The organism is Spirosoma arboris, assembly GCF_009754945.1.
GTDB lineage: Bacteria > Bacteroidota > Bacteroidia > Cytophagales > Spirosomataceae > Spirosoma > Spirosoma arboris.
In genome coordinates this window covers 105,662-130,047 of record NZ_WPIN01000014.1, presented here as the reverse complement: position 1 = coordinate 130,047, position 24,386 = coordinate 105,662, and the positions used below count along the sequence as shown (strand labels likewise).

The 24,386-nt window shown below is 45.5% G+C and carries 25 protein-coding genes; 11 read left to right on the top strand and 14 right to left on the bottom strand.

Annotated elements, in window-relative coordinates; translation table 11 throughout:
* Positions 1–54 precede the first annotated feature (54 nt).
* The gene (locus tag GO755_RS29160; RefSeq protein ID WP_157588947.1) at positions 55–636 is read left to right on the top strand and encodes a hypothetical protein; all 582 of its coding nucleotides are present in this window, start codon (positions 55–57) and stop codon (positions 634–636) included.
* A complete protein-coding gene (locus GO755_RS29155; RefSeq protein WP_157588945.1) occupies positions 633–2,042 on the top strand; it encodes a glycosyltransferase family 39 protein in 1,410 nt (469 codons plus the stop codon). The genes GO755_RS29160 and GO755_RS29155 overlap by 4 nt, the downstream gene beginning before the upstream one ends.
* Positions 2,043–2,060: 18 nt before the next feature.
* Here GO755_RS29155 and GO755_RS29150 read toward each other — a convergent pair whose 3' ends face one another.
* The 8 genes from GO755_RS29150 to GO755_RS29115 all read right to left on the bottom strand — a co-directional run bounded on the left by GO755_RS29150 (position 2,061) and on the right by GO755_RS29115 (position 9,123).
* The gene (locus GO755_RS29150) at positions 2,061–3,038 is read right to left on the bottom strand and encodes a Vgb family protein (protein ID WP_157588943.1); all 978 of its coding nucleotides are present in this window, start codon (positions 3,036–3,038) and stop codon (positions 2,061–2,063) included.
* Between the two features lie 23 nt (positions 3,039–3,061).
* On the bottom strand, positions 3,062–3,613 hold the full coding sequence (locus tag GO755_RS29145) for a DNA-3-methyladenine glycosylase I (protein WP_157588941.1): 552 nt from the start codon (positions 3,611–3,613) through the stop codon (positions 3,062–3,064).
* On the bottom strand, positions 3,591–4,871 hold the full coding sequence (locus GO755_RS29140) for an RNA polymerase sigma factor (protein WP_157588940.1): 1,281 nt from the start codon (positions 4,869–4,871) through the stop codon (positions 3,591–3,593). The genes GO755_RS29145 and GO755_RS29140 overlap by 23 nt, the downstream gene beginning before the upstream one ends.
* Before the next feature lie 10 nt (positions 4,872–4,881).
* Positions 4,882–5,229, bottom strand: coding sequence for a YciI family protein (locus GO755_RS29135; protein ID WP_157588938.1), 348 nt, complete (start codon positions 5,227–5,229; stop codon positions 4,882–4,884).
* Between the two features lie 44 nt (positions 5,230–5,273).
* On the bottom strand, positions 5,274–5,732 hold the full coding sequence (locus GO755_RS29130; protein ID WP_157588936.1) for a carboxymuconolactone decarboxylase family protein: 459 nt from the start codon (positions 5,730–5,732) through the stop codon (positions 5,274–5,276).
* Positions 5,733–5,847: 115 nt separating this feature from the next.
* Positions 5,848–6,765 carry a helix-turn-helix domain-containing protein gene (locus tag GO755_RS29125; RefSeq protein ID WP_157588934.1) on the bottom strand — a complete coding sequence of 306 codons (918 nt, stop codon included), beginning with the start codon at positions 6,763–6,765 and terminating at the stop codon, positions 5,848–5,850.
* 1 nt (position 6,766) lies between these two features.
* Entirely contained in the window at positions 6,767–7,807 is a 1,041-nt protein-coding gene (locus GO755_RS29120; protein WP_157588932.1) for an NAD(P)-dependent alcohol dehydrogenase, read from the bottom strand.
* Between the two features lie 233 nt (positions 7,808–8,040).
* The gene (locus GO755_RS29115) at positions 8,041–9,123 is read right to left on the bottom strand and encodes a dipeptidase (RefSeq protein WP_157588930.1); all 1,083 of its coding nucleotides are present in this window, start codon (positions 9,121–9,123) and stop codon (positions 8,041–8,043) included.
* 83 nt (positions 9,124–9,206) lie between these two features.
* Between GO755_RS29115 and GO755_RS29110 the strand changes: the two genes are divergently transcribed.
* Positions 9,207–10,721, top strand: a complete 1,515-nt coding sequence (locus tag GO755_RS29110) for a DUF4832 domain-containing protein (protein ID WP_157588928.1) — start codon at positions 9,207–9,209, stop codon at positions 10,719–10,721.
* Positions 10,722–10,843: 122 nt separating this feature from the next.
* Here the strand turns inward: GO755_RS29110 and GO755_RS29105 are convergent, their stop codons facing one another.
* Positions 10,844–11,176: a helix-turn-helix transcriptional regulator gene (locus GO755_RS29105; RefSeq protein WP_157588927.1), complete on the bottom strand. Its 333-nt coding sequence runs from the start codon at positions 11,174–11,176 to the stop codon at positions 10,844–10,846.
* Positions 11,177–11,595: 419 nt separating this feature from the next.
* Here GO755_RS29105 and GO755_RS29100 point away from each other — a divergent pair, with 419 nt between their 5' ends.
* Positions 11,596–12,477, top strand: coding sequence for an oxygenase MpaB family protein (locus GO755_RS29100; protein WP_157588926.1), 882 nt, complete (start codon positions 11,596–11,598; stop codon positions 12,475–12,477).
* Positions 12,478–12,573: 96 nt separating this feature from the next.
* Here the strand turns inward: GO755_RS29100 and GO755_RS29095 are convergent, their stop codons facing one another.
* Complete coding sequence (locus GO755_RS29095; protein WP_157588924.1) at positions 12,574–13,512, bottom strand: glycoside hydrolase family protein; 939 nt, start codon at positions 13,510–13,512, stop codon at positions 12,574–12,576.
* A 213-nt stretch (positions 13,513–13,725) separates the two neighbouring features.
* Between GO755_RS29095 and GO755_RS29090 the strand changes: the two genes are divergently transcribed.
* Complete coding sequence (locus GO755_RS29090) at positions 13,726–14,163, top strand: response regulator (RefSeq protein ID WP_157588922.1); 438 nt, start codon at positions 13,726–13,728, stop codon at positions 14,161–14,163.
* Between the two features lie 36 nt (positions 14,164–14,199).
* On the opposite strand, the gene GO755_RS29085 is transcribed toward GO755_RS29090, so the two are convergent.
* Together GO755_RS29085 and GO755_RS29080 are read right to left on the bottom strand one after the other, a co-directional pair.
* A complete protein-coding gene (locus GO755_RS29085) occupies positions 14,200–15,774 on the bottom strand; it encodes an aminotransferase class V-fold PLP-dependent enzyme (protein ID WP_157588920.1) in 1,575 nt (524 codons plus the stop codon).
* A 50-nt stretch (positions 15,775–15,824) separates the two neighbouring features.
* On the bottom strand, positions 15,825–16,487 hold the full coding sequence (locus GO755_RS29080) for a DUF4395 domain-containing protein (RefSeq protein WP_157588918.1): 663 nt from the start codon (positions 16,485–16,487) through the stop codon (positions 15,825–15,827).
* 397 nt (positions 16,488–16,884) lie between these two features.
* On the opposite strand from GO755_RS29080, the gene GO755_RS29075 reads away from it, so the two are divergent.
* Together GO755_RS29075 and GO755_RS29070 are read left to right on the top strand one after the other, a co-directional pair.
* Entirely contained in the window at positions 16,885–17,895 is a 1,011-nt protein-coding gene (locus GO755_RS29075; protein WP_157588916.1) for a sensor histidine kinase, read from the top strand.
* Positions 17,892–18,605: a LytR/AlgR family response regulator transcription factor gene (locus GO755_RS29070; protein ID WP_157588914.1), complete on the top strand. Its 714-nt coding sequence runs from the start codon at positions 17,892–17,894 to the stop codon at positions 18,603–18,605. The genes GO755_RS29075 and GO755_RS29070 overlap by 4 nt, the downstream gene beginning before the upstream one ends.
* Before the next feature lie 155 nt (positions 18,606–18,760).
* Here GO755_RS29070 and GO755_RS29065 read toward each other — a convergent pair whose 3' ends face one another.
* Positions 18,761–19,129 carry a hypothetical protein gene (locus GO755_RS29065; protein WP_157588912.1) on the bottom strand — a complete coding sequence of 123 codons (369 nt, stop codon included), beginning with the start codon at positions 19,127–19,129 and terminating at the stop codon, positions 18,761–18,763.
* A 387-nt stretch (positions 19,130–19,516) separates the two neighbouring features.
* Here GO755_RS29065 and GO755_RS29060 point away from each other — a divergent pair, with 387 nt between their 5' ends.
* The 4 genes from GO755_RS29060 to GO755_RS29045 all read left to right on the top strand — a co-directional run bounded on the left by GO755_RS29060 (position 19,517) and on the right by GO755_RS29045 (position 23,203).
* A complete protein-coding gene (locus tag GO755_RS29060) occupies positions 19,517–20,056 on the top strand; it encodes an RNA polymerase sigma-70 factor (protein ID WP_157588910.1) in 540 nt (179 codons plus the stop codon).
* Positions 20,057–20,132: 76 nt separating this feature from the next.
* Entirely contained in the window at positions 20,133–20,804 is a 672-nt protein-coding gene (locus GO755_RS29055; RefSeq protein WP_157588908.1) for a hypothetical protein, read from the top strand.
* Between the two features lie 8 nt (positions 20,805–20,812).
* Positions 20,813–22,036, top strand: coding sequence for a hypothetical protein (locus tag GO755_RS29050; RefSeq protein WP_157588907.1), 1,224 nt, complete (start codon positions 20,813–20,815; stop codon positions 22,034–22,036).
* A 54-nt stretch (positions 22,037–22,090) separates the two neighbouring features.
* A complete protein-coding gene (locus GO755_RS29045; protein WP_157588905.1) occupies positions 22,091–23,203 on the top strand; it encodes an acyltransferase family protein in 1,113 nt (370 codons plus the stop codon).
* Between the two features lie 34 nt (positions 23,204–23,237).
* Here GO755_RS29045 and GO755_RS29040 read toward each other — a convergent pair whose 3' ends face one another.
* Positions 23,238–24,326, bottom strand: coding sequence for an acyltransferase family protein (locus tag GO755_RS29040; protein ID WP_157588904.1), 1,089 nt, complete (start codon positions 24,324–24,326; stop codon positions 23,238–23,240).
* Between the last annotated feature and the right edge of the window lie 60 nt (positions 24,327–24,386).

Here is a 24,386-nt window from a genome sequence, read left to right as displayed (position 1 = left end):
GGAGAAATCAAGCCGTTATAGCTGTGTAAATATAACGTCTGTTGACTCAATAAGATGCGTCCGCTTTCTTTTTCACCTGCTAATCGACAGTTCTGGATCAGGCAGATTAGCTATTTGTTCATAAGCCTCGTTAGCCTGTTTGTGATCGTATGGCTACCAAAAAACAGAACATGGCTTACCAAAACCGTTGATCGATTTTATACGCAACAGCAGACACTTGGGAAACAAACTGACGTTTCGGTTCGTAAACGGGAAGGGTATAAGGAGGCTTATGTGTACACCGAATTAATCCGGCAACGTACTCAACCTACTGATTACTTTCTGATTCCTCCCCAACGGTACTTGATTCGAAACGCCTGGCAGGAAGGGAAAGCGAATGGATATGCCTGGTTGTACCCAAGTGTGCTATACTATCACCTTGGCAAGTCAGTTCATTTGCTCGATATGACCGCGCCTGATTCGCTGTTGCAACAGGCAACGCATACGTTTTGGGTATACGACAACAAGATTTTTCTATTGACATTCAAGGACCATAATCGCCCTTTAGTTATGGCCGAATTCAGGAAGTACGATCCTCATTTTTTTGCCTATACACCTCAACAAGCCAAGGCTTATTATAAGACATCAAAACCATGAGTTTGTCCCTTGTCTTTGTTATTAGCGCACAATTTCTACTTGGCTTTGGGCTGGTTACTCGCCTGCGAGCACTGACGAACGGCTTTAGTTTACTGGGGCTTTCGATGTTAGCAGGCCTGGGAGTTAGTTCAATACTGCCCGTAATTTTGCAACTGATTCATCTTCCCATCGCTCCTACTCCGATGTTTCTGGGATTAGCTGTAATGGCTTGCCTGTCCCTGATGCTGGTACGTGGGCAACTAGGCTATCTACGTTCGCTATTTACGTGGGAACGACTGTCCTTTCGGCTCTGTGAATTGCCGTTTCTAGTCTTCTGGGGCTATTTATTGTTCATCAGTGCCTGGAAATGCGCCTGGTTTCCGAATATTCCATTTGACACGATCGTCGGGCCTGATCTGGTGGCAACGTTTGCCGTCAGGGAACACACCTTAGTCTCGTCGGTCTTTACAGAGCATTTACCATCTGTTTCGGTTTTCAGTAATCAGCCGTTCTATGCTCCGTTTACTACCATGCAACAGATCATTTATTTACTGGCAGCAGACGGAGTTGGGCCATTTGTGTTTGGGAAGATCTGGCTGACGATTCTGGTCGTTTCGTTCGGATTGTTTTTATATGCTGAACTTCGCGAACGAATCCATCCACTACTTGCGGATCTATTGATCACAATTCTGGCCTGCTCTCCAGAACTATTTGCCTACACCTTTCTGGTGCAAACCGATTGGGCCAATGCGGCCTTCTTTGCCTCGGGAGTTATCTTATTGCAACGTTACCTTGAATCAAGACAACGCGGTTCATTTGTTGGAAGCGCCCTTTTACTAGCCATTGCCTGCTGGACTCGTACCGAAACTATTTTCTTTGTGCCAATTGGCTCGCTGCTGGTACTTGTACAATCTGCCGACATTCCGAAAAGCAAGGCGCTTGTTCGTGCAATTGCTTTATCAATCGCCTGTTTATTACCAATTATCTTCTGGAATTACGTCTTCTTGCGAGGTTACATTCCTATCTCCTCGACTGCGAATCTGAGCGCAATCCATGCAGTAACCAATGGTTATCTGACCCAGCTCATCAGGGTATATTCCAACATGAACAATCAGGTGGTTTTCGATGCGGTTTACTGGGGCTATGCTGTTTGGGTTTGCCTGATCCTGGCTTTCGCAAACATTGTCGTTTTTCGCGACAAACGTGGGCTTACCGTACTCCTCTGGATAGCAGGCACCTACGCTCTATTTGGCCTTATTATTCAGCATGTAGATGGTGCCAACGTTCCCTTCACTTTCCGGCGTGGATTCTTCAAACTTCTGTTCCTGATGTACTTCTACCTCGGCACCACGAGCCTGTTTCGATGGCTATCAGATTGGCTTTATCGGTGGGAAGGACGTAGCACGTTAGCGCGCTCAGTAGGCTAACTGGCTGGGACTTAATCGTTATGGTTTAATGATCCAGACGGTATTTATATCATGTGATGAAATCCATACGCTTTTATCATTCGTCACTCGAACGGCACCACTGCCCGAGATTGGCCCATATCGCTTATCAACAGAATTGGTTTTGGGATTTATAGTAGCCAGAAAAACAGTTTTATTTCCTCTGACCCAAACCTTACCGGCTCCAGCAGCAATATCACCACCTAAACCAGTTGCTTTCACATCAATTGTTGCGATTAATTTATTCGTGTAAGGGTCAATCCGACTGACGGAACCATCGCCCTGATTGAGCGTCCATACGCCGTTTTCCCCGACGGCAAGAAAGCGGGGCACCATACCAGTCGGTATCGTAACAACCACTTTATTCGTCTGCGGGTCAATTCGCTGAACCGATCCTGCATTTGTACCTGCGCCTGGTCTGTTTTTACCCTGACCGGTATTGGTTATCCATACCGCACCGTAGCCAAACGCGACACAATAGGAAAAGGGTAATACTCTGATGGTTGCCTGTAATTTATTGGTTTTAGGGTCGATACGGGCTAAAATTCCTGTGCTATCGGAAAGTACCCATACGGAACCGTCACCCACCGCAAGGCTTAATTCCCCGTGCTTATCCGCCAATCCCGTTGGTATTTTGGCCACTAGTTTACCGGTCAACCGATCAATTCTATAAATTGATTTATCGCTACAGTTAGCCACCCATACGGCACCAAATCCAACAGCCATGGCGCCACAGGGTTCGGGCACCGGAACACTCAGGATGGGTTTATTAGTTGTCGGCGACAGTTTATCAATACGCTTTACATTGGTGATCCAGACATTATTGTTGTCAGGTACAAGAAAATCAGGGTACCCATCCAGCTTTAAAACAACCGTTGCGACGTTCGTAATTGGCAATTCCGTTGACAGCGAACTCTGTTGACCACGCACCGCATAGCTTAGCAGTAAAAACGAAGAGGTAACAAACAGGTGTTTCATAATCCAAACTCATTCGTATTTTTCTACATACTCCTAATCCACAATGGCTTAGCTTCCATGACGTTGTTATAAATCGCGCAATCTTCTGCATGAGCGCCGGGCAGATAACCAATGCTCATTAGAAACTCGTTGACGATTTCACCACCCGTAAAGCGGAACGTCTTTTTAAAGAGCTTCACCCACTCGGCTTTTGTCTTTGGGTGGTTCAGTTCCAGCCATTTCTCAAATGAACCGTGTTCCTCTTGTAGCCGCAATATAGTTTTGGCGTTATCGATGGCAGCGTTCACTTTCAGTCGGTTGCGGATGATGCCCGGATCGGATAGTAGTCGCTCCCGGTCAGCATCGGTGTAGGCCGCCACGGTTTGCAGATCAAAATTATCGTACGCTTTTCGGAAAGTCGCTTCCTTTTTCAGAATGGTTTCCCAACTCAGCCCCGCCTGATTGATTTCCAGCACCAATCGACAAAACAGTTCATTATCGTCATGAATGGGAAAGCCATACAGGTGGTCGTGGTAGGCTTTATGTAAGGCTTTACGCTCTTCGGACATTGTGTCAATGGCGCGGCAATAGGACATGGGCTAATTGGGTTTGAGGGTTTGCGGGGCTCATCAATCGATCGATATTTTTGGCTAGTGCGATTTTGACAGCGTGCGAACTGGTAAGGGAAAGCGCCTTTTCAAAATGACGTACTGCTTTTGCGTTGTCAAGATCGGTGTAGAGATAACCCAGCAGGGAGTAATAATAGTGATTATCGATAAGCTTTAATTTTTCGGCCTCACGAATAGCTTCCTCTTTTCCATTCGCTTTCGCCAGGGCAAACGTCCGGTTTAGGGCAGCCAGGGGTGAATACTCCAGCATAAGCAGTTGATTATAAAGCTGCAAAATACTTTCCCACTTTTCAGGAGAGTCTTCCTTATGCGTATGCCAGTAGGCAATTCCAGCTTCCAGATGGTACTTAGTGAGTTGATCACCGGTAGAAGCCTGATTTAAATAATAAGTGCCCTGCTCAATCAATTCCTGATTCCATCGTGTTTCGTCCTGATCCTGGTACAAAATAATCTCACCCTGCTCGTCGGTTCGGGCATCGAATCGGGAGGCATGAAAACTCATCAGGGCAAACAGGGCATTAACGGCTGGTTTATTCGTGGCTTCGTTTTCGATCAACAAGTACGTTAGTCGCATGGCTTCGGCGCATAAATCTTTCCGGAGCAGTACGTTTTGGGCCGTCGAAAAATAGCCCTCGGAGAACAGTAAATACAGGGTTGTCAAAACCGTTTCCAGTCGGTTGTTAATTTCCGATATCGTGGGTTGTTCAATTTTTATCCGGGCTTCTTTTAATGCAGACTTTGCCCGGTTAACCCGTTTATAAATTACGTCTTTATTGGTCAAAAAGGCGTCTGCAATTTCCTGAATGCCAAAGCCACAAAGCAAATTCAGCGCTAGTGAAATCTGTGATTCACTCGAAATGTGTGGATTGCAAACCGTAAAAATCATAGCCAGTTGACTGTCGGCAATGTTCTTCGTCGACAGATCAAGGTCAATTTCTTCTCCTTTGGGTGTATTGTATTTTATATCGGCCGACAGCTTTTGTTCGAAAAGGGCATTCCGTTTTAAGTAATTCTTCGTTTTATTTTTTGCGACCGTATATAGCCACCCAGTCGGATTTTCGGGTATCTGATTGAGGCTCCACAATTCGGTGGCCGACAGAAACGTATCGCTAACAATGTCTTCAGCAATTTCAATATGCTCAATACCAAACAAATAACAGAGTACCGAAACCAGTTTTCGGTACTCTGTTCTGAACAAATGAGGCAATAGTTCGCTCTCGTCCATTTTTAATTTATTACACCGTTGGCATAGCCATACGCACTTCAACAACGGCACCCCATTTCAAAACTGGGCATCCCTGAGCAATTTCAACAGCCTCATCATAATCAGCCGCTCTGATCATAAGTAAGCCCCCAACCGATTCTTTAATTTCGGCATATGGACCATTGAGTACTGTGTTGTTTTGCTTGATAACCCGCCCACCCGCATCCCAGCGTTTGGGAGGGCTGACAAGTTTGTTTTGAGCCGCAATTCCTCCGATCCAATCCTGAAACGGCTTGATGGAGGCTTGCATTTGTTCGGGCGATGGACTGGCATCTTTGCTGGTCAGGTCCCGGTGAATTACTAACAGGAATTCGTTCATGGCGCTTTTTAGTGGCAGAAAGTTAGTGGTTATTTGACATGAACTTAACCGAATTGGCCAACCCGATAGCTTCCTGGAGTAGTTATGTCCATGAAGGCATGATTGAAGCGATTCCAGGTGTTGATCGTGGTAACGGCCAGTGTCAGATCAATTAGTTCTTCATCAGAAAACTGTCCTTTTGCCTGACTGTAAACATCATCCGGAACATGACAGGCAGTAACGGCCTCGGCCCAGGCGAATGCCGCTCGCTCCCGGTCGGTATAATACGGCGATTCGCGCCAGGCACTTAAGCCATATAATCGTTGCTCCGTTTCTCCTTTGGCGCGGGCGTCTTTGTAGTGCATATCCAGGCAATACGCACAGCTGTTGATCTGGGATACGCGAAAGTAAATCAGGTTCTGAAGTGCTTCATCAATGTGCGATTTCTTTAAATAGCTACCAATCCCAAAAAGCGTTTTCAGAGCGTTTTGCCCTTTTTCCTGGACATTCAATCGTTGTTCCATTTGTCTGAGTTTTTGTTTTACGACTCATTGACAATCGAACTTTCCGGATTGGACAAATTGGCAAAACTTTTTTTAACGTGAGGTATTCAGTGTAAGAGGAATGACAAAAAAATTATCAATTAAACGACTGCCTGAATTCAATTGGCGATACGTTTGTCTTGCGCTTGAAGATCTTGTTGAACGATTGGGGATGTTCAAAACCAAGCTGATAGGCAACTTCGGCGGTAGTCAGATTACTCGTACTTAGTATTTCTTTCGCTTTGTCAATCAGCTTATTGTGAATATGTTGCTGGGTATTCATTCCCGTAAGCGACCGGAGCATATCGCTCAGGTAGTGGGGCGAAACCGCCAGTTGTTCGGATATATACTGAACCGTTGGTAAGCCCTCTATTAATGGTTTTTGGCTGTCAAAATAATCGGCTAGCAGCGTTTCCAGCTTTGTCAGTATATCGTGATTGGCGGCTTTGCGAGTAATAAACTGTCGGTTGTAAAAGCGGTTGCTGTAATTGAGCAATAACTCAATCTGCGAAACGATCACATCCTGACTGTATTGATCAATCGGCAACGCCAATTCTTCACCAATACTTCCGAACACGCCCATGATGGTCTCTTTTTCCTTCTCTGAAAGGTGCAGGGCTTCATTGGACGAATACGAAAAGAAGCCATAGTTTTTGATCGTCTTTCCTAATGGATACGGACGGAGAAAATCAGGGTGAATGATCAGCGTAAAACCCTCGTATTCACCGCGCGGCCTCGATTCTGTAATCAACTGATTCGGCGAAACGAAGCAGAGGCCGCCTTCATCAAAATCATAATAACTCTGCCCATAGCGCACCTTGCCGGTATAATGCTTTTTGTACGAAATCTTGTACATATTCGTCATCATGCCCTTGGCAATTTCATCTGTATTCGCCCTGATGTCCTGATAATTACTCAAGCTCACCAGCGGATGCAGCGGCTTTGGTAATCCCAACGCTTTGTGTAGTTCAGAAACAGAATGGAATACATAGGGTGGAGTGGGTTCTTTTTTCATCTCACAACGTGGCCATATCAATCACAAAGCGGTATAACACATCTCCTTTCAGCATCCGTTCAAAAGCGGTGTGAATGTCTTTGATATCAATCAGTTCTACATCAGCTACGATGTTATGTTCGGCGCAGAAGTCCAGCATTTCCTGGGTTTCCGGCAAACCACCCGCGCCCGAACCAGACACTATTTTATTGCCTGTAGCCAACGTAAACGACGAAACTTGCCAGGGCTCGACGGGCATACCGACGTTGATATACACGCCATTCGTTTTCAGTAAGGCGAGGTAAGGATTAATGTCGTGGTCGGCAGCAACGGTATCAATAATGAAGTGGAACGACCGTAACGCCGACTTCATCTGCTCATCATCTTTCGTGACCACAAAGTGATGCGCGCCCAGCTTTCTTGCGGCTTCTTCTTTACCCGGCGATGTACTCAGAACGGTTACCTCCGCGCCAAACGCTACGCCGAATTTCACGGCCATGTGGCCCAATCCACCTAGGCCAACCACCGCTAGTTTATGCCCTTTGCCAACCTTCCATTTTCGTAAGGGCGAATACGTTGTGATGCCTGCACAGAGCAAGGGAGCCACACCGGCAAAGTCCAGTTTATCAGAAACATGGTGTGCAAAATCTTCATTCGAGACGATGTTGTTCGCATAACCGCCATAGGCAGGCATACCGTAGTGATCGAGATTATTATAGGTCACGACCGGACTTACGGCACAGAATTGCTCCTGTCCATTTTTACAGTCTTCACATTCCCGGCACGAATCGACCATGACGCCAATGGCGGCCCGGTCGCCGGGCTTAAACTTCGTTACATGGCTGCCTACCTGCGCAATAATGCCCACAATCTCATGACCGGGCACCATCGGAAACAGGCCAGGGAACCATTCGTTGCGGGTCAGGTGAATATCAGTGTGGCAAACTCCACAGTAGGCAATGTCGATCAGTACGTCGTGGGGGCCAACTTCCCGCCGTTCAAAATTCCAGGGTGCTAAATCGGTTTCAGCACTTTGCGCTGCATATCCTTTCGAGTGAATCATAATCGCTGTTATCAACTTTTGATCACAAAGGTCTTCGCTGGCGATAAGATGACTGTAGCCGAATCCCCGTTTGTAGTAGCCAAAATGGATCGGAAGATGTAGAGCAAGTTTAATTTGGCTGAATATCGGCACAGATTGTGCCTCCTTTTTCGACAGGATTTACAGGATTAAACAGGATTTTTAGCCACTGGAAATCCTGTTTAATCCTGTAAATCCTGTCGAAAAAATTGGTCTTACATCTTCTTTGTCCTGGATTTAGCGATCTTCCCTAATACAACTTTGGCGTTTTCGCCCATAATCTTATCAACTTCCTCGCTAGTCAAGCCTTTCGATTTTAAGGCTTCCGCTACCTGAGGGTATTGGGTATAGTTGGTTAAAACCGGTTTGAAGTTTGCCGCCATATCGGTGCCAATTCCCACGTGATCAATGCCGACCACATCGACCAGGCGCTTGATGTTATCGACATATTCGTCAAAACTTTTATTGAATCCCGAAGGCCAGGCTCCAATAACTCCACCCGTATCAGCGACTACTTTTGCATGCTCTTTTGAAATAGCTCGGAGGGCAATTGGGCGATCGGCATCCATTTGCAGAATACTATGCGATAAAATGATCGGGGCCTTCGTCAGGTTGGCCACATCTTTAGCCGTTTGAAACGAAGCGTGAGCTACGTCAATCGCCATACCTAATTCATTCATCCTTTTTACTACGTCTTTGCCAAACGGAGATAACCCATTGAACGTCGCTTCAGCCGTCTGAAGGTCGCCGAGGTTATTGGGTGCATAGTGCACTAATTGTATGGAGCGAACCCCGTCCTGATAAGCTTCTTCGATCCGGCCCACCTGGTCATCTAAAAAATCGCCCCCTTCCACAGCCAGATATGCAATGGGACCATTATTCTTGGTGCTCAGGTCGTTAAGATCCGTTGAAAACGGGACTGACACTTGTGCAAACACCTCTTTTACCCGTTGAATCTGGCGCTTATATTCTGTCCAGCCCTCTCCCGGCGAATATTTCCGGGTAATGATGATTCCTTTGGGGCCTGGTTTTATCAGGGGCGCATCGGCCACCAGGGCGAGAAATCCGCTGGTCAGATGGCCTTCCTTCATATCGCTGACCGTTTGGGGAAGCATTGTCTCTGCGTTATTCGCAAAGGTATGTTCGGCCATTGACCAGCCGGGATGGCAGTGAAAATCAAAATAGATTGATTTCTTAGGCGCTGGCATTGCAAAGCCTGACAGTCCATCGACGGACAACCAGGAAGCACCAGCCGCTATTGTACATACATTTTTCAAAAACTGCTTTCGCGTTTGCATAGGAAGGTTTTCTAGAAAGAGGTTGTATTCGCAACTGTAAGATAGGATTTCTTCGGTTAACCAGTAACGGTTAATTTGCAGGCATGAACTATCATGTATACCTACTCGCGTTAGTAGCCTGTTGCTGTTTAGTAACCCCAACGAGCGTTCAGGCGCAGGGCCACCACGTAGCGTACCGAGAGAGTCAGGAAGATTTTCTGAATCCTGAACGAGGTTTTTACATTCCTATTTCTACTTCGTCAGCCAAATTTGTACCACTTGATGCAGCTACGCTTACGACCTATCGAACCCAGCCCCAACGTGTCTCAAAGGCGACCTATTCAATCTACTGTTCGTTGGTGTATCGGAGCTATCGGCTGGAAACGTTTAAAGATAGTCCGCTCAGTGAGGACTTCCTGGAAAAAGTACGGGCCGATTTTGCCATTGCCCGCGCCACTGGCGTCAAATTCATTCTTCGATTTGCCTACACCGATAAAGCCACCACCGGCGATTGTCCCGATCAATATAAAATATGTCCGCCCTATGGCGATGCGCCCAAAGCGATTGTGTTGAAACACATTAGCCAGCTAAGCCCTTTGTTGCATGAAAATGCCGATGTCATTGCCGTTTTTCAGATGGGTTTCATTGGCATTTGGGGCGAGAACTACTTCACTGATTATTTCGGTGATGCCTCTACCAATGGGCTGGCTGTCGTGCCCGATAGTAGCTGGCAGGATCGAAACCAGGTATTGGCGGCTCTCCTGAAAGCACTACCCGCCGACCGTATGGTACAAGTGCGTACACCGCAGATTAAACAACGGTTTGTCTATGGTCCCAAAGCGCCAATTACATCGGCTGCTATAGCTGATGTTGCTGGTTTTGGGCGTGCTCCAGCCGCGCGGATTGGCTTTCACAACGACTGTTTTCTTGCCAGCCCCGACGACTATGGGACATTTTATGACGTGGGTAATTCGTCGACCAAGCGCGGTCCCGCTACGGATGTGCTACGCCAGTATATGGCACAGGACAGCCGATATACAGCGGTTGGTGGCGAAACCTGCGACGATGCTTTCAGCCCTCAAAATGATTGCGCGCCCCTTGGCCGTGCTGAACAGGAAATGGCGTTGATGCACTATAGCTACCTGAACGCCAGCTATAACAATGAGGTAAACAACGACTGGCAAGCCAATGGCTGCATGGACAACATTCGTCGCCGACTCGGCTATCGCTTTGTACTTCGTACCGCTACGTTCGCCGAATCAGGGAAGGCGGGTAAGCCTGTAAACATTGCGGTAACTATTGATAATGTTGGATATGCTTCTCCCTACAACCCAAGGCCACTTCAACTCATTTTGCGTAATACGAAAACGGGAGTAGTCTACACACTTCCCTTACAAACGGATGTTCGACGGTTGCTGCCCGGCTTGCATCAGATTCGTCAGTCGGTCAAGCTTCCTGACGCTATAAAAGCAGGGCAGTACGAACTACTTTTAAATTTCCCGGATGGGTATGCCTCACTGGCGACGAACCCAGCTTATAGCATTCGACTGGCCAATGATGGGCTCTGGGAAACCCAAACGGGTTTTAATAAATTGAACCATGTGCTCACGGTTCACTGATTGTGGGGCTTGTTGGTCAGTAGACCATTGGGCGAATAGAAACCTGTGCTCATAAATACCAGCGGAGTTTCAATTTCACTTATAAGGTGGGCGTTCGGGATAATGAAAAAAGCAGCTTAAATTCAGGAAAGTGTCATTTGTTTATCATCTAACTCTACGTTAAAATTCACCTTTGCGCCTAAGGCAGAAAATACTTTCAGGATTGTTTCAAATCTGGCATTCGTCACACTATTCTCTAATTTAGATATTTGTGCTTTTTGAACACCCACTAAGTCACCTAATTGTTCTTGGGTCAAGTGACGTTCTTTTCTGGCTTGTCTAATTGCACTCCCTAATAGTTCGATTTTCAGTTCATTTTCAAACGTATCGCGCCGTTGTGTTCCTATTTTGCCGATATGCTTATCGATCATTGTATCAAGCGATACTGTTTTTAATTTCTTCACTACATTCCTCATTTCATTTAAGTTTAGGTGGTGAAAGTTTTTGTCCTTCCCTTTATATCAAATTACTTGTTTCAAATTATAGGACTTTCCTATAAAAATACTTTAGTCATACGGCCGATACCGGATGAAATTATTATAGCAGTTATATGACTCAAACGGCCTATAAGAACTCCAAAGGAGTGGCATAGCTTCACGACAGATATCACTCCTTTGGAGTTCTTATAGGTGCTCTTTGGCTAATTTTCTATAAAAATGACACCTCTTCGAGGTTGTAGTCTTATTCCAGAAAATCTCGCTATAACTGCCTTTATAAAGGTAAGTATAACAGACAGTCAGTACAATTCTTATTGTCATTCTTAGCGGCTAGACCAAACTGGCAACTTGTTGCCTAACTTTCGTGTAGGAAGTCAATTGATGACAGCCTCGTATCCATGAACGCTATCTATAGTAAACGATTCGGCCTGTTTCGCAATCCGGCCGTTCGGCGTGAATTGCAATCCCTCGATCCTATCCGCGATAACCAGCGTATCGTGCATTTACTGACTGCTTACGAATTTCCCTTCGATATAACCCGCTCCCTCGAACTGGCTCTGTTTCATACCTACGCCAGTCCGCGCGTGTCGGGACTACTGGCCCGAACGGGCGAATTTGAACGACATGGCCAGAAACGCTACGATGATACGAGCCGACTAATTTCGGAGTTTATGGAATCGGGTTACGACAGCGAGAAAGGCCAACGCGCTATTGCTCACATGAATAAGATTCACGGACACTATCGTATTGACAATGCCGATTTTCTGTTTGTGCTAGCCACGTTTGTCTTCTACCCTATTGATTGGCTCAATCGTTATGGCTGGCGGAAACTGACGCCTTCGGAAGAACAGGCTCTTTTTTACTTTTTTCGGGAAGTAGGCCGGCGCATGAACCTACGCGATCTTCCCAACGATCTGGCTGACTTACGCGCTTTTACCGATGCCTATGAGGATAGATACTTTCGCTATACAGAAAGCAATCGTAAAATTGCCGATGCGACCGTGCGGATTGTTGAGGGATGGTTTCCCCGATTTCTGCATCCGCTTGTCCAGCCCACATTTGCAGCGCTCATCAACGATAAATTACGGATGGCTTTTGGTTACCAACGGCCGCCCAGTTGGTTCACGGGGTTAACAACAAGCGCGTTATGGCTACGCAAATGGCCACTGCGCTGGATTACCTTCAAACCTTACCCTTCTCTGATTGCCAAAACCACTTTCCGCTACTATCCCGATGGTCCACCGGATATTGAGGCCGTTGGCCCGGATGGGCTTTTATAAAACCAGTTACATGTAGGCCTTTCGCCTGGAGCCGTACCACGGTTCTTCGTGACGCTTAATTAAACCGTGGCACGGCTCCAGGCGAAAGGCCTAACATTATTTCTTTGCCACTGGCAGAAAAACATTAACCGCTGGATGCATGGTATAAAGCCGATACTGGGAGCCGTCGTTGACCAGAATACCGCTCGATGTGTTGCCTTTCATAATTGGATTTCTCGTGTACTTCGTCCAGTGAATCAGGTCATTCGATACGGCAACGTTGGTTGACCACTCGTGCCAATCGGCAAAGGCCGATGCGTGGTAATAGGCGTAATATAAGCCTTTATAGCGAATCACCTGATTCATAGCAACGGCATACAAATCATACTCTTGCGGGCCTTTGGCAAGAACTGGTTCATCCTGCACGTTGGTCCACACCTTCAGATCTTTTGAGGTTGCCAGCCAGACCGCCTGATCATTTCGTTCGTAAAAAAGATACCAGACATCCTTCTCCTTCCAGATCGTTGGTGTTCCATACGGCCCTTTACTAAGGGGTTGATGGTTAGTATATCGAATCTCGATTGGCCCTCGCTCCTGCCAGTTAATCCGATCCGTTGAGGTAAGTAGGTGGGCCACATCATCCTTGCCTTCGGCAAACATATAATACGTGCCATCGGATTTGATTACGGACATATCTTCAACCCAGGTCGACTGATGAATAGGGTTGCCTTTGTAACGGGTCCAGGTCAGGCCATCAGGTGATGTAGCATAACCCAGTGACCAGGTCTGATCTTTCCCCTCCCGATACCCAGTGTACCAAAGATGATACTGTCCATTTTCCTGTAGAATGTATCCCCTTTCCCGAATTTTCTGATCCCAGGTATCCGTTCCTGTCCCGCTAAAAACCGGATTGGCAGCATAAGGCGTAAAGGCTGTAAGCTCTGCCGGGAAATCAGGCTCGGCAAGTATTGGCAGCGACGCCCTATCCAACAAAACCCATCCGCCAGACAGTATACAGGCGACTAAAACAACAAGAAGACCAGCATTCCGAATCATAAGTAGTTCAACTAGTAGTAAAAAAGGAAGCCATAAAGTTATGCCAGTTGTCATCAGTTTTTCTAGCAAAAAATAATAATTAAACAACACTGAACTACTCGCCGAATGGTACGTTTTACAACAGTAGACTCGCTATTCTATCATTACATTGTTGCACATTTGTCTTGCAAAACTGCTTTTTTGTTTCTTTAGCGTTCTAATTCATCCGTAACTATGCCTTCAAAATTTCGAGTTCTTGTCGTGGACGATGATTCCACGCTGCTTGGTATACTAAACCAAGCCTCCCAAACCAGTTTTCCCGAAGCTGCATTCACCCAGGTGGCCAACGTCAGCCAGGCCAAAACGTTTCTGAATACACTCGATGGATATGGGCCTCGTCTGGTACTGTTAGATATCAATTTAAAGGCTCCCGAAAGTGGCTTGGATTTCTTGTCCTATCTACGATTGGATAAACAAAACAGCCTGTTGCCCGTGGTTATGCTGACCGTTAGTGAAGCAGCTTCTGATGTTCGGCAAGCCTACGAATGGGGTGCCAATTCGTTTTCGGTCAAGCCATTTAGTTATAGCGATTGGCAAAGCTATTTGAAAGGGTTACGGAATTACTGGTTTGAAACCGTCACGCTACCCGCTGCTGTATACACAAAAAAATGAGCAGGGCTCGTTGCCTTCAATGGGCATAGCTGGAGCTTAAGAATTAACCCAATGAGAGGCCGTGAACCAATTATCAAACGAAATGGATGATTGGGATTTTAGTCCATTGACGACAAATTGGTTATGTTCATGATCGTAGGTATACTCGTGTATCCACTCCTGACTATGCGAGGCTGTCCACTCGATGGCGTCCAGGATAAACTCCATTTCGGCATTCGTCATCGTGGGATGCAGGGATAATCGTACCCAGCCTGGCTTACTCAGATGATCGCCGGATTGAATCGATGTCAAGAGTTCGTGCGATCTACGCGCATCAACCTGCAACAATACGTGTCCATACGTACCAGCACACGAACAGCCTCCTCGGGTCTGAATACCAAATCGATCATTCAGCTGTTTGACCACCAAATTATAATGGACTCCCTCCACAAGGAAGGAAATCACACCCAGTCTGTTTTTATAATGCCCTTCCAGTAGATGTACCTGTTTCATGGTTGAGAACCGATCAAATATGATCTGCAACAGTTCGTCTTCCCGTTTACGGATATTGTCAACGCCCATAGCTTCCTTCAGGCGAATACACATAGCTACTTTTATCCCCTGCAAGATGGGCGGAGTGCCGCCATCCTCCCGCTGTTCTATATCGGTGCTATAGACGTGCTCCTTCCAGGGGTTACTATACAGAATTGTGCCCCCTCCCGGCTGATCAGGAATGTGGTTTTTATAGAGTTTTTGATTGAAAATCAACACACCAGCCGTGCCTGGGCCGCCCAAAAATTTATGGGGAGAAAAGTAAATCGCATCTAAATGAGTTCCCTTTTCGGTCGGGTGCATATTGATGTCCACGTAGGGAGCCGAACAGGCAAAATCAACAAAACAGACTCCCTGGTAGGCATGAATTAACCTGGCAATTTGGTGATAAGGCGTTTGAATACCAGTCACATTTGAACAAGCTGTAATAGCCGCTATTTTATTTTTCCGATGTTTATACTGGTCCAATAAATCCTTAAAGCCATCGACATCAACATCCCCGTTCGCATCTGAAGGAATGATTTCGACCGTGGCAATGGTTTCCAGCCAGCTGGTCTGATTGCTGTGATGCTCCATGTGAGTCACAAAAACAATCGGCCTTAACGTCTCATCCAAAGACAGGTATTTCTCTAAACACCTGGGTACCGTAACCGCCTGACCAGTAGACACCACGGGATCGAAACAGTCTTCCTTTTTTACGTAATCCAGTAGTCGTTCCGGGAGTCTCAGGCCCAATAGCCGCTGCAACTTATTCACTGCTGCGGTCATGCCGCTACCGCAAAAAATCAGGACATCATCGCTCTGGGCATGAACATGGTGTTTAACAATGTCCTTAGCTGCTTCATACGCCTTTGACATCAGACTGCCTGTAAAGGTCGTCTCGGTATGCGTATTAGCCAGAAAAGGCATGATCTGCTGTTGAATACACTCTTCAATCGGTCCGTATGCCCGACCACTGGCGGTCCAATCCGCATAAAGTATCTCTTTTTTACCAAACGGGGAATCAAACGTTTGTTGCCGACCGATAATATTTCTACGGAAGGGAGCGAAAAATTCCTCTAAATCACTGGGCTGAACCATATCCCGATTTCAGTTATACCGCATGAAAAAATAAGGCTTACATATAGCGTTTATTTTGCCTGTTCAGCGCGATTTATTCCAAACATATTATGAGGCTTTTTACTAAACTGATCATTAAATAAAAAGGCCATGAGGATAATAGAGACCGCAAAACCAAAAACAATAAATAGCTGACTAATAGATGTTTTCTGAATAGGCTGTCTGGACATACGATCACAAACTTCGCCAGGGCAGTATTGCGCTTTTTCCTGATAAATTAGTCGATACACGGTACATCCTAAACAGATACCAAACGCCGATTCAAAAAACAGGAATACTAAGCAAATCAGGCAAACAATGCCGGTTATTGGGCTGTAGGCATTGACGACCACCAGTAGAATAAACATTGTGCCTGATAAAATGACACCAATGATCCAGGCAAACTTCTTTTGCTGAGCGCCAACATATTCAGGTGTTTGATTGCTAACGATTAACCGCCCAATGAGTAAGGCAGGTGAAAATTCAGGATTTATAAATACACGAATGAGGAAATCAGCCAGGAATACGGTTATCGCATATTTTGCCAGCAAAAAATCATTCTTAAATAGAATGAGCATGAGCGCCAAAAAGATGGTAAAAAAATAGATTCCCGCCGTTGCTCTTATCTCGCGCTCATTTAACACAGGAATGTCATATCCGTCTACGTGTTGGCCAAAGCCTACAATCTTATTCATGAGTTGTTGATTTGGTTTTTTATAGTAAATGTTGGTACGGCCTCGACTAGAGAATCAAGTTTTCATAAAAGTATAGGGACCATTTGCACTTTAAAAAAATATATGACAGTCGTGGGCATAGTCTACGTAATCGGACAGTTTTGCCTGAAATCTGACGTGCAGAACCACGTATCTATAAACAGGATACAACCTGAATGAACACGAACAAGGCGATTGAAAATCAGCCGTATAGATGATGTAGTGAATTTAGTTGAACCAAAAAATTTACGGGACAATAGGCATCGCTTGCAGGATAAGTGCACCTTTTAGCGTGATAAGCAGTATTCGACTAAATGGGCCGTTTCCGTTTGTCAGGTCAATAAAATATATTTATCTATTTACCGGACCCAGACAGGCGATGTTAATCAAACGGCGTATCTACAATGTACTTTTTTGGCTGGCCTATATCGGCGCCTTGATTATCGAGAAACCTACCTATATAGGTGACAGTGTAATTTCCTGTTTTTCGTACCTCTTTACGCTCCTCGTCCACTTTTCTCTATTTGCAGGTATGATCATCGCCAATAGCGCCTTGTTAATACCCTACCTGCTTGAAAAGCAACGGTTTGGCTGGTATCTCGCCAGCCTTCTTGTGTTACTCTCGGGATATACCTTCTGTATCAGCCGGTATAATCACATGATTCACGACGTTCTTTTTCAGGATGCCCTCACCAAAACCAGCGGTGGTTTCTGGGATAATTTTGTGTATGCTCTCTGTTGCACGGTCATTACGTCTATGCTGTACGTAACCCAGAAATGGTCAGACCAGCAGGAGCAAGTCAAAAATAGCCAGATCAACCAACTGCAAACCGAACTAAAATACCTGCGTTTGCAAATAAACCCTCATTTTCTGTTTAATGGCCTCAACACTGTTTACGGCTCGATTGACAAGGGTAACTTCCAGGCCAGGGATATGATGGTGCAATTTTCCGATCTGCTGCGGTACAATTTATATGAAGCCGACGTCGATATGATTGCGCTGGAGAAGGAAGTAAACTACCTGAAAAATTACGTGGCTCTGCAAAAAGCCCGCAGTAATGAGAATATGCAGGTTAGCTCTACCTTAACCTACCAGAACGGTGGAGTCAAAATTGCCCCGCTGCTTTTCATGGCTTTTGTCGAGAATGCGTTTAAATACGTTTCCCGGGATGATACGATTATCAACCGAATCATGATCCGGTTGAAGGAGGATGCAGGCCGGCTCGATTTTACCTGCGAAAATTCGTATGAAGAAACGGAACCTGATGTGGGCGGTATCGGCCTGACGAACGCCGTCAGAAGACTGGACCTATTGTATAAGGACCGGTACCAACTGGCGATAAAAAAAGAACAGAATCTGTATCAGGTGCATTTAATACTCACCCTATGAAGAAGCTCCGCTGTATTATTGTGGATGACGAGCCCGTTGCCCGTAAACTCCTGCATGAATTTGTCGAACAGGTACCCTTCCTGGACTGGCAGGGTAGTTTTGAAAGTGCAATGAAGGCAGACCTATTTCTCAGTCATACGACAACTGACCTGATCTTCCTGGATATTGAGATGCCCAAGATTTCTGGCCTCCAGTTCCTGCAAAAACTGGACATCGACTCGCTGGTGATTCTCACCACGGCTTTTCCTCGTTATGCCCTGGAAGGCTATGAGCTGGATATCATCGATTATCTATTAAAACCCTTTGCCTTTAGTCGATTCCTGAAAGCAGTGCATAAGGCCAAAGATTACTTTCAGCTGAAGCATGGGGCAACAACGAGCTTATCGCCTTCGTATCTGTTTATTAAAAGCGAAAAACGAATTGAAAAACTGGAATTGAACGACATTCTTTATGCGGAAAGTGTGGGCAATTATGTGCGTATTTACACCGAACGTAAAACGATCCTGGCTTATCTGACAATGAAAAGTCTGGAATCACAGTTGCCCGTAGAACAGTTTATCAAGATCCATCAATCGTATCTGGTCAACGGATCAAAAATCGAAGCGATTGAAGGGAACGAAATCAAACTAGGTGGCAAAAGCTTGCCCATGAGCCGCAATTATCGAGATGCATTGATGAAGTTGGTCCATCAGCGCTTATTAAAAAGGTAAAAACCTGACTGATCAAGTATTATAACCTTATCACTCAATACGCATAAAAGCTTGTAACCGGCCCAAACGAAAAGCCCCAACCCGTGAAGGGAGGGGCTTTTGTAGCCGGAGCTTATTTCTTTTCCAGCAGTTGCTTAACCAACTCGTCTACTATGTTAAGCAGGCTGTTGCCAAGACCAACCTTGGTAGGGCTGTCTAGGATGATAACTGGTTGGGTAGTGTTCACCCAAATTAGGGTAGAATTCGAATATAACGACTACTTCACGCCAATAGTCGTATAAAAACCAGTGTAAATCCAGTGACTTCGATGCTTCAATTTGCTCGAAAGCTGCTATCATAGCGCTATCCTGGAGAGGATGAGCCTTTCGAATGACAAACTTTAGTCCAGTATAAACTTCATTCAGCTCAGAGGGGCTAAATGCTACACCCCACTGCCGAGGTGGAATACCAGGAAAGACCACTTCCGTTGCTATGAACGTTTTGATGTATTCTTTCAATAATTGTACGTTTTTAGGAGAGGACATTGGGGTAGTTAGTTTTTACATGAAATACACCCAAAACCCTGCCAATTTGCGTTTTCATGCCACGAATAAGCGATATTTTGTCATAAATTTTTGAGTCGCTAAAAAACTGTAAATCTGTTGTTTACTTCTTTTAATAACAATAAACTATGATTTACTTTAGGCCCGATCATGACCACATTTAATTCTTGCATACCATCGCTTCGCTGTATATAATGCTCCTATTATTTCATTACAAAAAGGTATCCACTATGGCATTATCGTCAACTGCGGGTGATGCTGAATTGGTGGAGACAGGATAGGTCGATACCAGATAAGGGAGTAATTTATTTAGAATTAATCTACATAAAACAGGAGTGGCAGATTATCTTTGCACATTCTCCTCGTTATATGCCAGAACTAATACGCTCTACTGATCCTGTTCGAATCGATGAACAATCGTTTCGGGAGATATATTTGCAGCATTGGGAACAGGTATTTAATGTATGCTACAGTAACCTTCGTGATGTTGAAGTCGCCAAAGGAATGGTGCAGGATATTTTCAAATCGCTCTGGGAACGACGGGATGAACTGGAAATTACGACGTCTATTGAACGTTACCTCGTCCGGTCCGCAAAGTTTAAAGTGTTTGAACACCTGAGAAACAGTAAAATACGGCAGGAGTACGCTGCGGAGTGTATTACGCATAAAAGTACTGCCAGTAATAGTACAGAAAACGACGTTCTGTATAACAACCTGAAAGAGAAAGTCAGTAACCTGGTTGAGACATTACCCGCTCAGTGTCGGAATGTGTTTAGAATGAGCCGCGAACAAGGGTTATCCAATAAAGAAATTGCTTCGTTGCTTCTGATCTCAGAACGGGCCGTCGAATATCACATTACCCGCGCCCTATCGACGCTGAAAACAAATCTTTCCGAATACTTCACCTAGTTTATCTTTGCGACTTACGGTTATTCCTTATTTATGCTACTTTTACCATAAGCAGCTATTTTGCCGAAGCGCATTCATGGAGATTAGTAAGGAACTTATCGAAAAATACCACAACGGACACTGTTCGCCCGACGAAATAAAGGCGGTAGAGTCCTGGCTTTTCGATGATGAATTCACCGACGAACCTACGTTACCGTTACCCATTGGCGAAAGCAAGGCCAGAATTCAGAACGATATGTGGGAAGAAATCTCGACGGTGCTTCCCTCACGGCAAAAACCGGTCGTTCAGCTCTTTTTCAAGCCGTTCTGGCGACAGGCGGCTGCAATTCTCCTGGTTTCGCTGGCTGGACTTACTGCTTTTTATTTTAAAACTCAATCTACCGATACTGGTGTAATTATTGTCAATAACGTCTCGGAAACCGCTAACAAGGATCTTCAGGAAAGTGCCTATTCCCTGTCGGTTGGCCCAAAAAGCAACGTTGAGATTAACAACGAAACGGGACGAATTGAGTTTTGTGGGGCTATGCTGATCAACCCAAAACGGGATATTGAATTAACCATACAGGGTATCTGCGTTCGGCCCGATAAGGCAATCGAGAAAATGACCCTAAAAAAAGGACAACACTATATTGCACTGAACTACGGTAATGCATCCAACAACAATGAGGTGATTATTCTTTCGCAAGGCTCTCTCTCTGGCCTGCCACCTTTGATGCAACGTCACCTTATGATGCAGTTCAATATCTAAGAAAAGGTATGAAGGGAATCTCCTGGAACTGTTTCAGTACAGTATTGCTCTTTTTGGGATTAAGTCAACTCATTGCCTGTGCTCCAGAAAAAACGGGCGACCAACCGAGTCAAAAGAAAAAATACAGCCTCTACGTAATGATGAAGGACGGGGCGGAATATATCCTTCAAACCGATACAATCGACTCCGGCCATATCAATCCGCTTATACAAGGCGCCAGAGTTACTCCTTCCCGAATTTTTTACGAACTGATTGCCCACAACAACCACTATTATCGACTTAACTGGAAAAGTGGCCGGTTCCTACAAAATACGATCATCAACAAGGAGTTCGTTCAAACCGACTCGATTCAACTGGCAGGTACCTGGAGTGTTGACAACTACAACTGGCTCAGAGATACGTTGCTACTTATCGGCTACGACGCCAAAAACTCAAAAGTACGCTATGCCAAAATGAAGCTGGAGCCAATGAAGCTGATTGTAGAAGGCGAGGTTAATCTGCCGAAACCAGCGAACAGTTTCAACTCCATGTCTATCGGTTTCTCGACATTCCTGAATGGACACCTATATCTGGGTTATACCTACCATAAAACCGACCTGAACAGCTATACCACGAGCGATACATTGTACGTAGGCGAATTAACGTATCCCGGCCTGAAACCCATTCATACGACCAAAGATACCCGCTCAACGTATCCGGGAGGGATCAATACGCGGCAATCGCATTTCTTTACGGATGAGAAAGGGGATTTCTATTTTATCGCGTGTCCGGGTATTGCGTTGGGCGATAATCCATCCAAGCCCACCGGCATTTTCCGCATCAACAAAGCTACTGGCGCGCTTGATCCAACTTATTTTTTCAACCTGTCGGCTTCACCAATTCATAACCACGGCTATGGATTCTGGTATATTGGAAATGGCAAAGCCATCGTACGTACCGAACGAAAAGGACTTTTTAAAGGTATGGAGGATCATTATCTGGTTCCCCATTTCGATTTTTACGTACTCGATCTGGCTAAACAAACTACGACCCGTCTTGACTTGCCGCTTGACAAAGGGACGGCCCGCAATTGCATATTAATCGAAAATGGGTTGGTCTACATTGCCGTAAACCCCAACATCGGTGGCAACTACATCTGGATTTACGACCCCAAAACCAGTTCACTTCGCAAGGGAATGCATTTCGACGATCAGGTTGACTACATCCTGCGGCTGGAGCGATTAAATCCGTGATCAGTTAGTATTGCTGGGTAATACGAACATGTAGCACTAAATTTCCTGTTATTAATGAACAATAACAAGCTTGGCACAAAGCCGCATTATCAACTATTAGATGGACTTCGGGGGGTAGCAGCTATTATCGTGGTCTTCTTTCACCTTACTGAGCCACTTGCCAGCAGCCACCTTGACAATGTTGTAAATCACGGTTACCTGGCCGTTGATTTTTTCTTTCTGCTATCCGGCTTTGTCATTGGGTATGCGTACGACGACAGATGGGACAAATTAACCATCGGCGGTTTTCTTCGTCGCCGGTTCGAGCGGCTGCAACCACTCGTTGTATTGGGCATGACGCTCGGCGCCATAGGCTTTTACTTTACCGACTCAACGATATGGCCGCTCATTCATACAGTTCCTGTATGGAAGCTGATCGTCGTTATGCTGATCGGTTATACGATTTTACCCGTCCCACTTTCTATGGATATACGCGGCTGGCAAGAAATGCATCCGCTCAATAGTGTTGGCTGGTCATTATTTTTCGAGTATATAGCCAATATTCTTTATGCGCTGGGTCTACGAAAATTATCGAATAAAGCATTGGCTTGTTTTGTCGTACTGGCAGGTGCCGTGCTTTTGCATTTTGCTGTTACGAACCCGAACGGAGATGTTACCGGTGGCTGGACCCTTAATGCTGAACACATGCGTATTGGGATAATACGTACCATATTCCCATTTTTTGCCGGTTTGCTTTTATCCAGGGTATCCCGGCCTACTTACATCAAAAATGCGTTCGTATGGTGTAGCCTTCTGGTTGCGGCTGTTTTGCTTATGCCAAGAATAGGTGGTGCAACACATCTTTGGATGAATGGTTTGTACGAAGCTTTTTGCATCATCATTGTCTTTCCACTCATTGTCTATATCGGTGCCAGTGGTGTTGTGCGTAGTCAAACGGAAGCTAAAATTTGTCAGTTCCTGGGCAATCTTTCCTATCCCTTATACATGACGCATTATGTGCTTGTCTATTTTTACGTGGCCTGGGTAAGCAATCATAAGGGCATTACATTAGGACAGGCCTGGCCCTATGCCCTGCTCACCTTTTCAGGAGCTATCGTGTTGGCTTATGTCAGTTTAAGATGGTACGATGAACCAATAAGAGCCTGGTTACGAAAAAAGCTGAAGTAGTAAAGAGTCTATTCGGTGTAACGCAATTCACAAATCACGCTGTTTTCGTCAATACCCTTTTTAGGTAATTGCGAATAGGAATATCTAAAAAGCGCATGACTACATACGCAAAACAAATCAGCAGAAAGACACCCATTAAGGTGATCATCGTCAGTTGACCTATCGGCGGCTTTTTAACTTCCATATAACTTAGGACCAGCCATATGAATGGGTAATGGACCATATAAAGTGGATATGAGATCTCGCCCGAAAACCGGCAAATCTTAGCCATCGCGGCTCCGGGGCGAGTCCCTGCCCCCAGAGCAATCAGGAAGGGAAAGTAAATGAGTACAATCCCTAAATCGACAAACCAGGCGGTGGACTTTGAGAACGGGACGAAAAAGGTTAGCAGCAACAATAGGCTCACCGGAATAAAGCCAAGACGAGATTTAATAATCCACTGGGAACGATATACGATCATTCCGGCCAGAAACGGATAGAGCGCCCGGATACCTCCACCCCAAAAGGTATCCCCTCCAAACCCCACCCCCAGATAATTTGCCTGGCGAGCCTCCCAGATCAGTAGCATGGCGGCTATGGCCGTTACGATCCACAATGGTTTCGGGCGCAGCTTCACCAATACGAGCGCATACAGCAGGTTGGCAACGTATTCCCAAAACAACGACCAGGTAGGTGGATTTAAATGGAACAGATTAAAGTAGCGTTCGCGTACCAGCGGATAAGGAATCATCAGACAGGACGCGACAAACATGATTACGATTTTGTCGGCATATACTTGATGCAGATTGCTGAACGGATCAAAAATAAACGCGATCAACCCGATTACCGACCCTATTATCACTAGTGGATGCAGACGAATTAACCGGAGTTTCAGAAAAGAGAGTATGCCAATTGTCTGTAATTTATGATCATACGCGTACGCAATGACGAAGCCGGATAAACAGAAGAAGAAGTCAACGGCCAGATAGGCATGCGCGATGAAATTGTCCTTGTAATCAGGCGCAATTAATTCCATGAAATGAAAGATGACCACGGCAATGGCGGCAACTCCCCGAAGGCCGTCCAGTAATTCGAAATGGTGGGTTGGTGTTGATGGGTAGGCTGTCGATTTATTCAGGCTCATCACTGTTGGGGTATATAAGCCGCAATAATACTCTCTGTCAGCTACAGTATATACACGGGC

Bases quoted from the DNA above. Each gene is read 5' to 3' on its own strand.
- GO755_RS29160 (WP_157588947.1), top strand. From the start codon at position 55: ATGCGTCCGCTTTCTTTTTCACCTGCTAATCGACAGTTCTGGATCAGG.
- GO755_RS29155 (WP_157588945.1), top strand. From the start codon at position 633: ATGAGTTTGTCCCTTGTCTTTGTTATTAGCGCACAATTTCTACTTGGC.
- GO755_RS29150 (WP_157588943.1), bottom strand. From the start codon at position 3,038: ATGAAACACCTGTTTGTTACCTCTTCGTTTTTACTGCTAAGCTATGCG.
- GO755_RS29145 (WP_157588941.1), bottom strand. From the start codon at position 3,613: ATGTCCTATTGCCGCGCCATTGACACAATGTCCGAAGAGCGTAAAGCC.
- GO755_RS29140 (WP_157588940.1), bottom strand. From the start codon at position 4,871: ATGGACGAGAGCGAACTATTGCCTCATTTGTTCAGAACAGAGTACCGA.
- GO755_RS29135 (WP_157588938.1), bottom strand. From the start codon at position 5,229: ATGAACGAATTCCTGTTAGTAATTCACCGGGACCTGACCAGCAAAGAT.
- GO755_RS29130 (WP_157588936.1), bottom strand. From the start codon at position 5,732: ATGGAACAACGATTGAATGTCCAGGAAAAAGGGCAAAACGCTCTGAAA.
- GO755_RS29125 (WP_157588934.1), bottom strand. From the start codon at position 6,765: ATGAAAAAAGAACCCACTCCACCCTATGTATTCCATTCTGTTTCTGAA.
- GO755_RS29120 (WP_157588932.1), bottom strand. From the start codon at position 7,807: ATGATTCACTCGAAAGGATATGCAGCGCAAAGTGCTGAAACCGATTTA.
- GO755_RS29115 (WP_157588930.1), bottom strand. From the start codon at position 9,123: ATGCAAACGCGAAAGCAGTTTTTGAAAAATGTATGTACAATAGCGGCT.
- GO755_RS29110 (WP_157588928.1), top strand. From the start codon at position 9,207: ATGAACTATCATGTATACCTACTCGCGTTAGTAGCCTGTTGCTGTTTA.
- GO755_RS29105 (WP_157588927.1), bottom strand. From the start codon at position 11,176: ATGAGGAATGTAGTGAAGAAATTAAAAACAGTATCGCTTGATACAATG.
- GO755_RS29100 (WP_157588926.1), top strand. From the start codon at position 11,596: ATGAACGCTATCTATAGTAAACGATTCGGCCTGTTTCGCAATCCGGCC.
- GO755_RS29095 (WP_157588924.1), bottom strand. From the start codon at position 13,512: ATGATTCGGAATGCTGGTCTTCTTGTTGTTTTAGTCGCCTGTATACTG.
- GO755_RS29090 (WP_157588922.1), top strand. From the start codon at position 13,726: ATGCCTTCAAAATTTCGAGTTCTTGTCGTGGACGATGATTCCACGCTG.
- GO755_RS29085 (WP_157588920.1), bottom strand. From the start codon at position 15,774: ATGGTTCAGCCCAGTGATTTAGAGGAATTTTTCGCTCCCTTCCGTAGA.
- GO755_RS29080 (WP_157588918.1), bottom strand. From the start codon at position 16,487: ATGAATAAGATTGTAGGCTTTGGCCAACACGTAGACGGATATGACATT.
- GO755_RS29075 (WP_157588916.1), top strand. From the start codon at position 16,885: ATGTTAATCAAACGGCGTATCTACAATGTACTTTTTTGGCTGGCCTAT.
- GO755_RS29070 (WP_157588914.1), top strand. From the start codon at position 17,892: ATGAAGAAGCTCCGCTGTATTATTGTGGATGACGAGCCCGTTGCCCGT.
- GO755_RS29065 (WP_157588912.1), bottom strand. From the start codon at position 19,129: ATGTCCTCTCCTAAAAACGTACAATTATTGAAAGAATACATCAAAACG.
- GO755_RS29060 (WP_157588910.1), top strand. From the start codon at position 19,517: ATGCCAGAACTAATACGCTCTACTGATCCTGTTCGAATCGATGAACAA.
- GO755_RS29055 (WP_157588908.1), top strand. From the start codon at position 20,133: ATGGAGATTAGTAAGGAACTTATCGAAAAATACCACAACGGACACTGT.
- GO755_RS29050 (WP_157588907.1), top strand. From the start codon at position 20,813: ATGAAGGGAATCTCCTGGAACTGTTTCAGTACAGTATTGCTCTTTTTG.
- GO755_RS29045 (WP_157588905.1), top strand. From the start codon at position 22,091: ATGAACAATAACAAGCTTGGCACAAAGCCGCATTATCAACTATTAGAT.
- GO755_RS29040 (WP_157588904.1), bottom strand. From the start codon at position 24,326: ATGAGCCTGAATAAATCGACAGCCTACCCATCAACACCAACCCACCAT.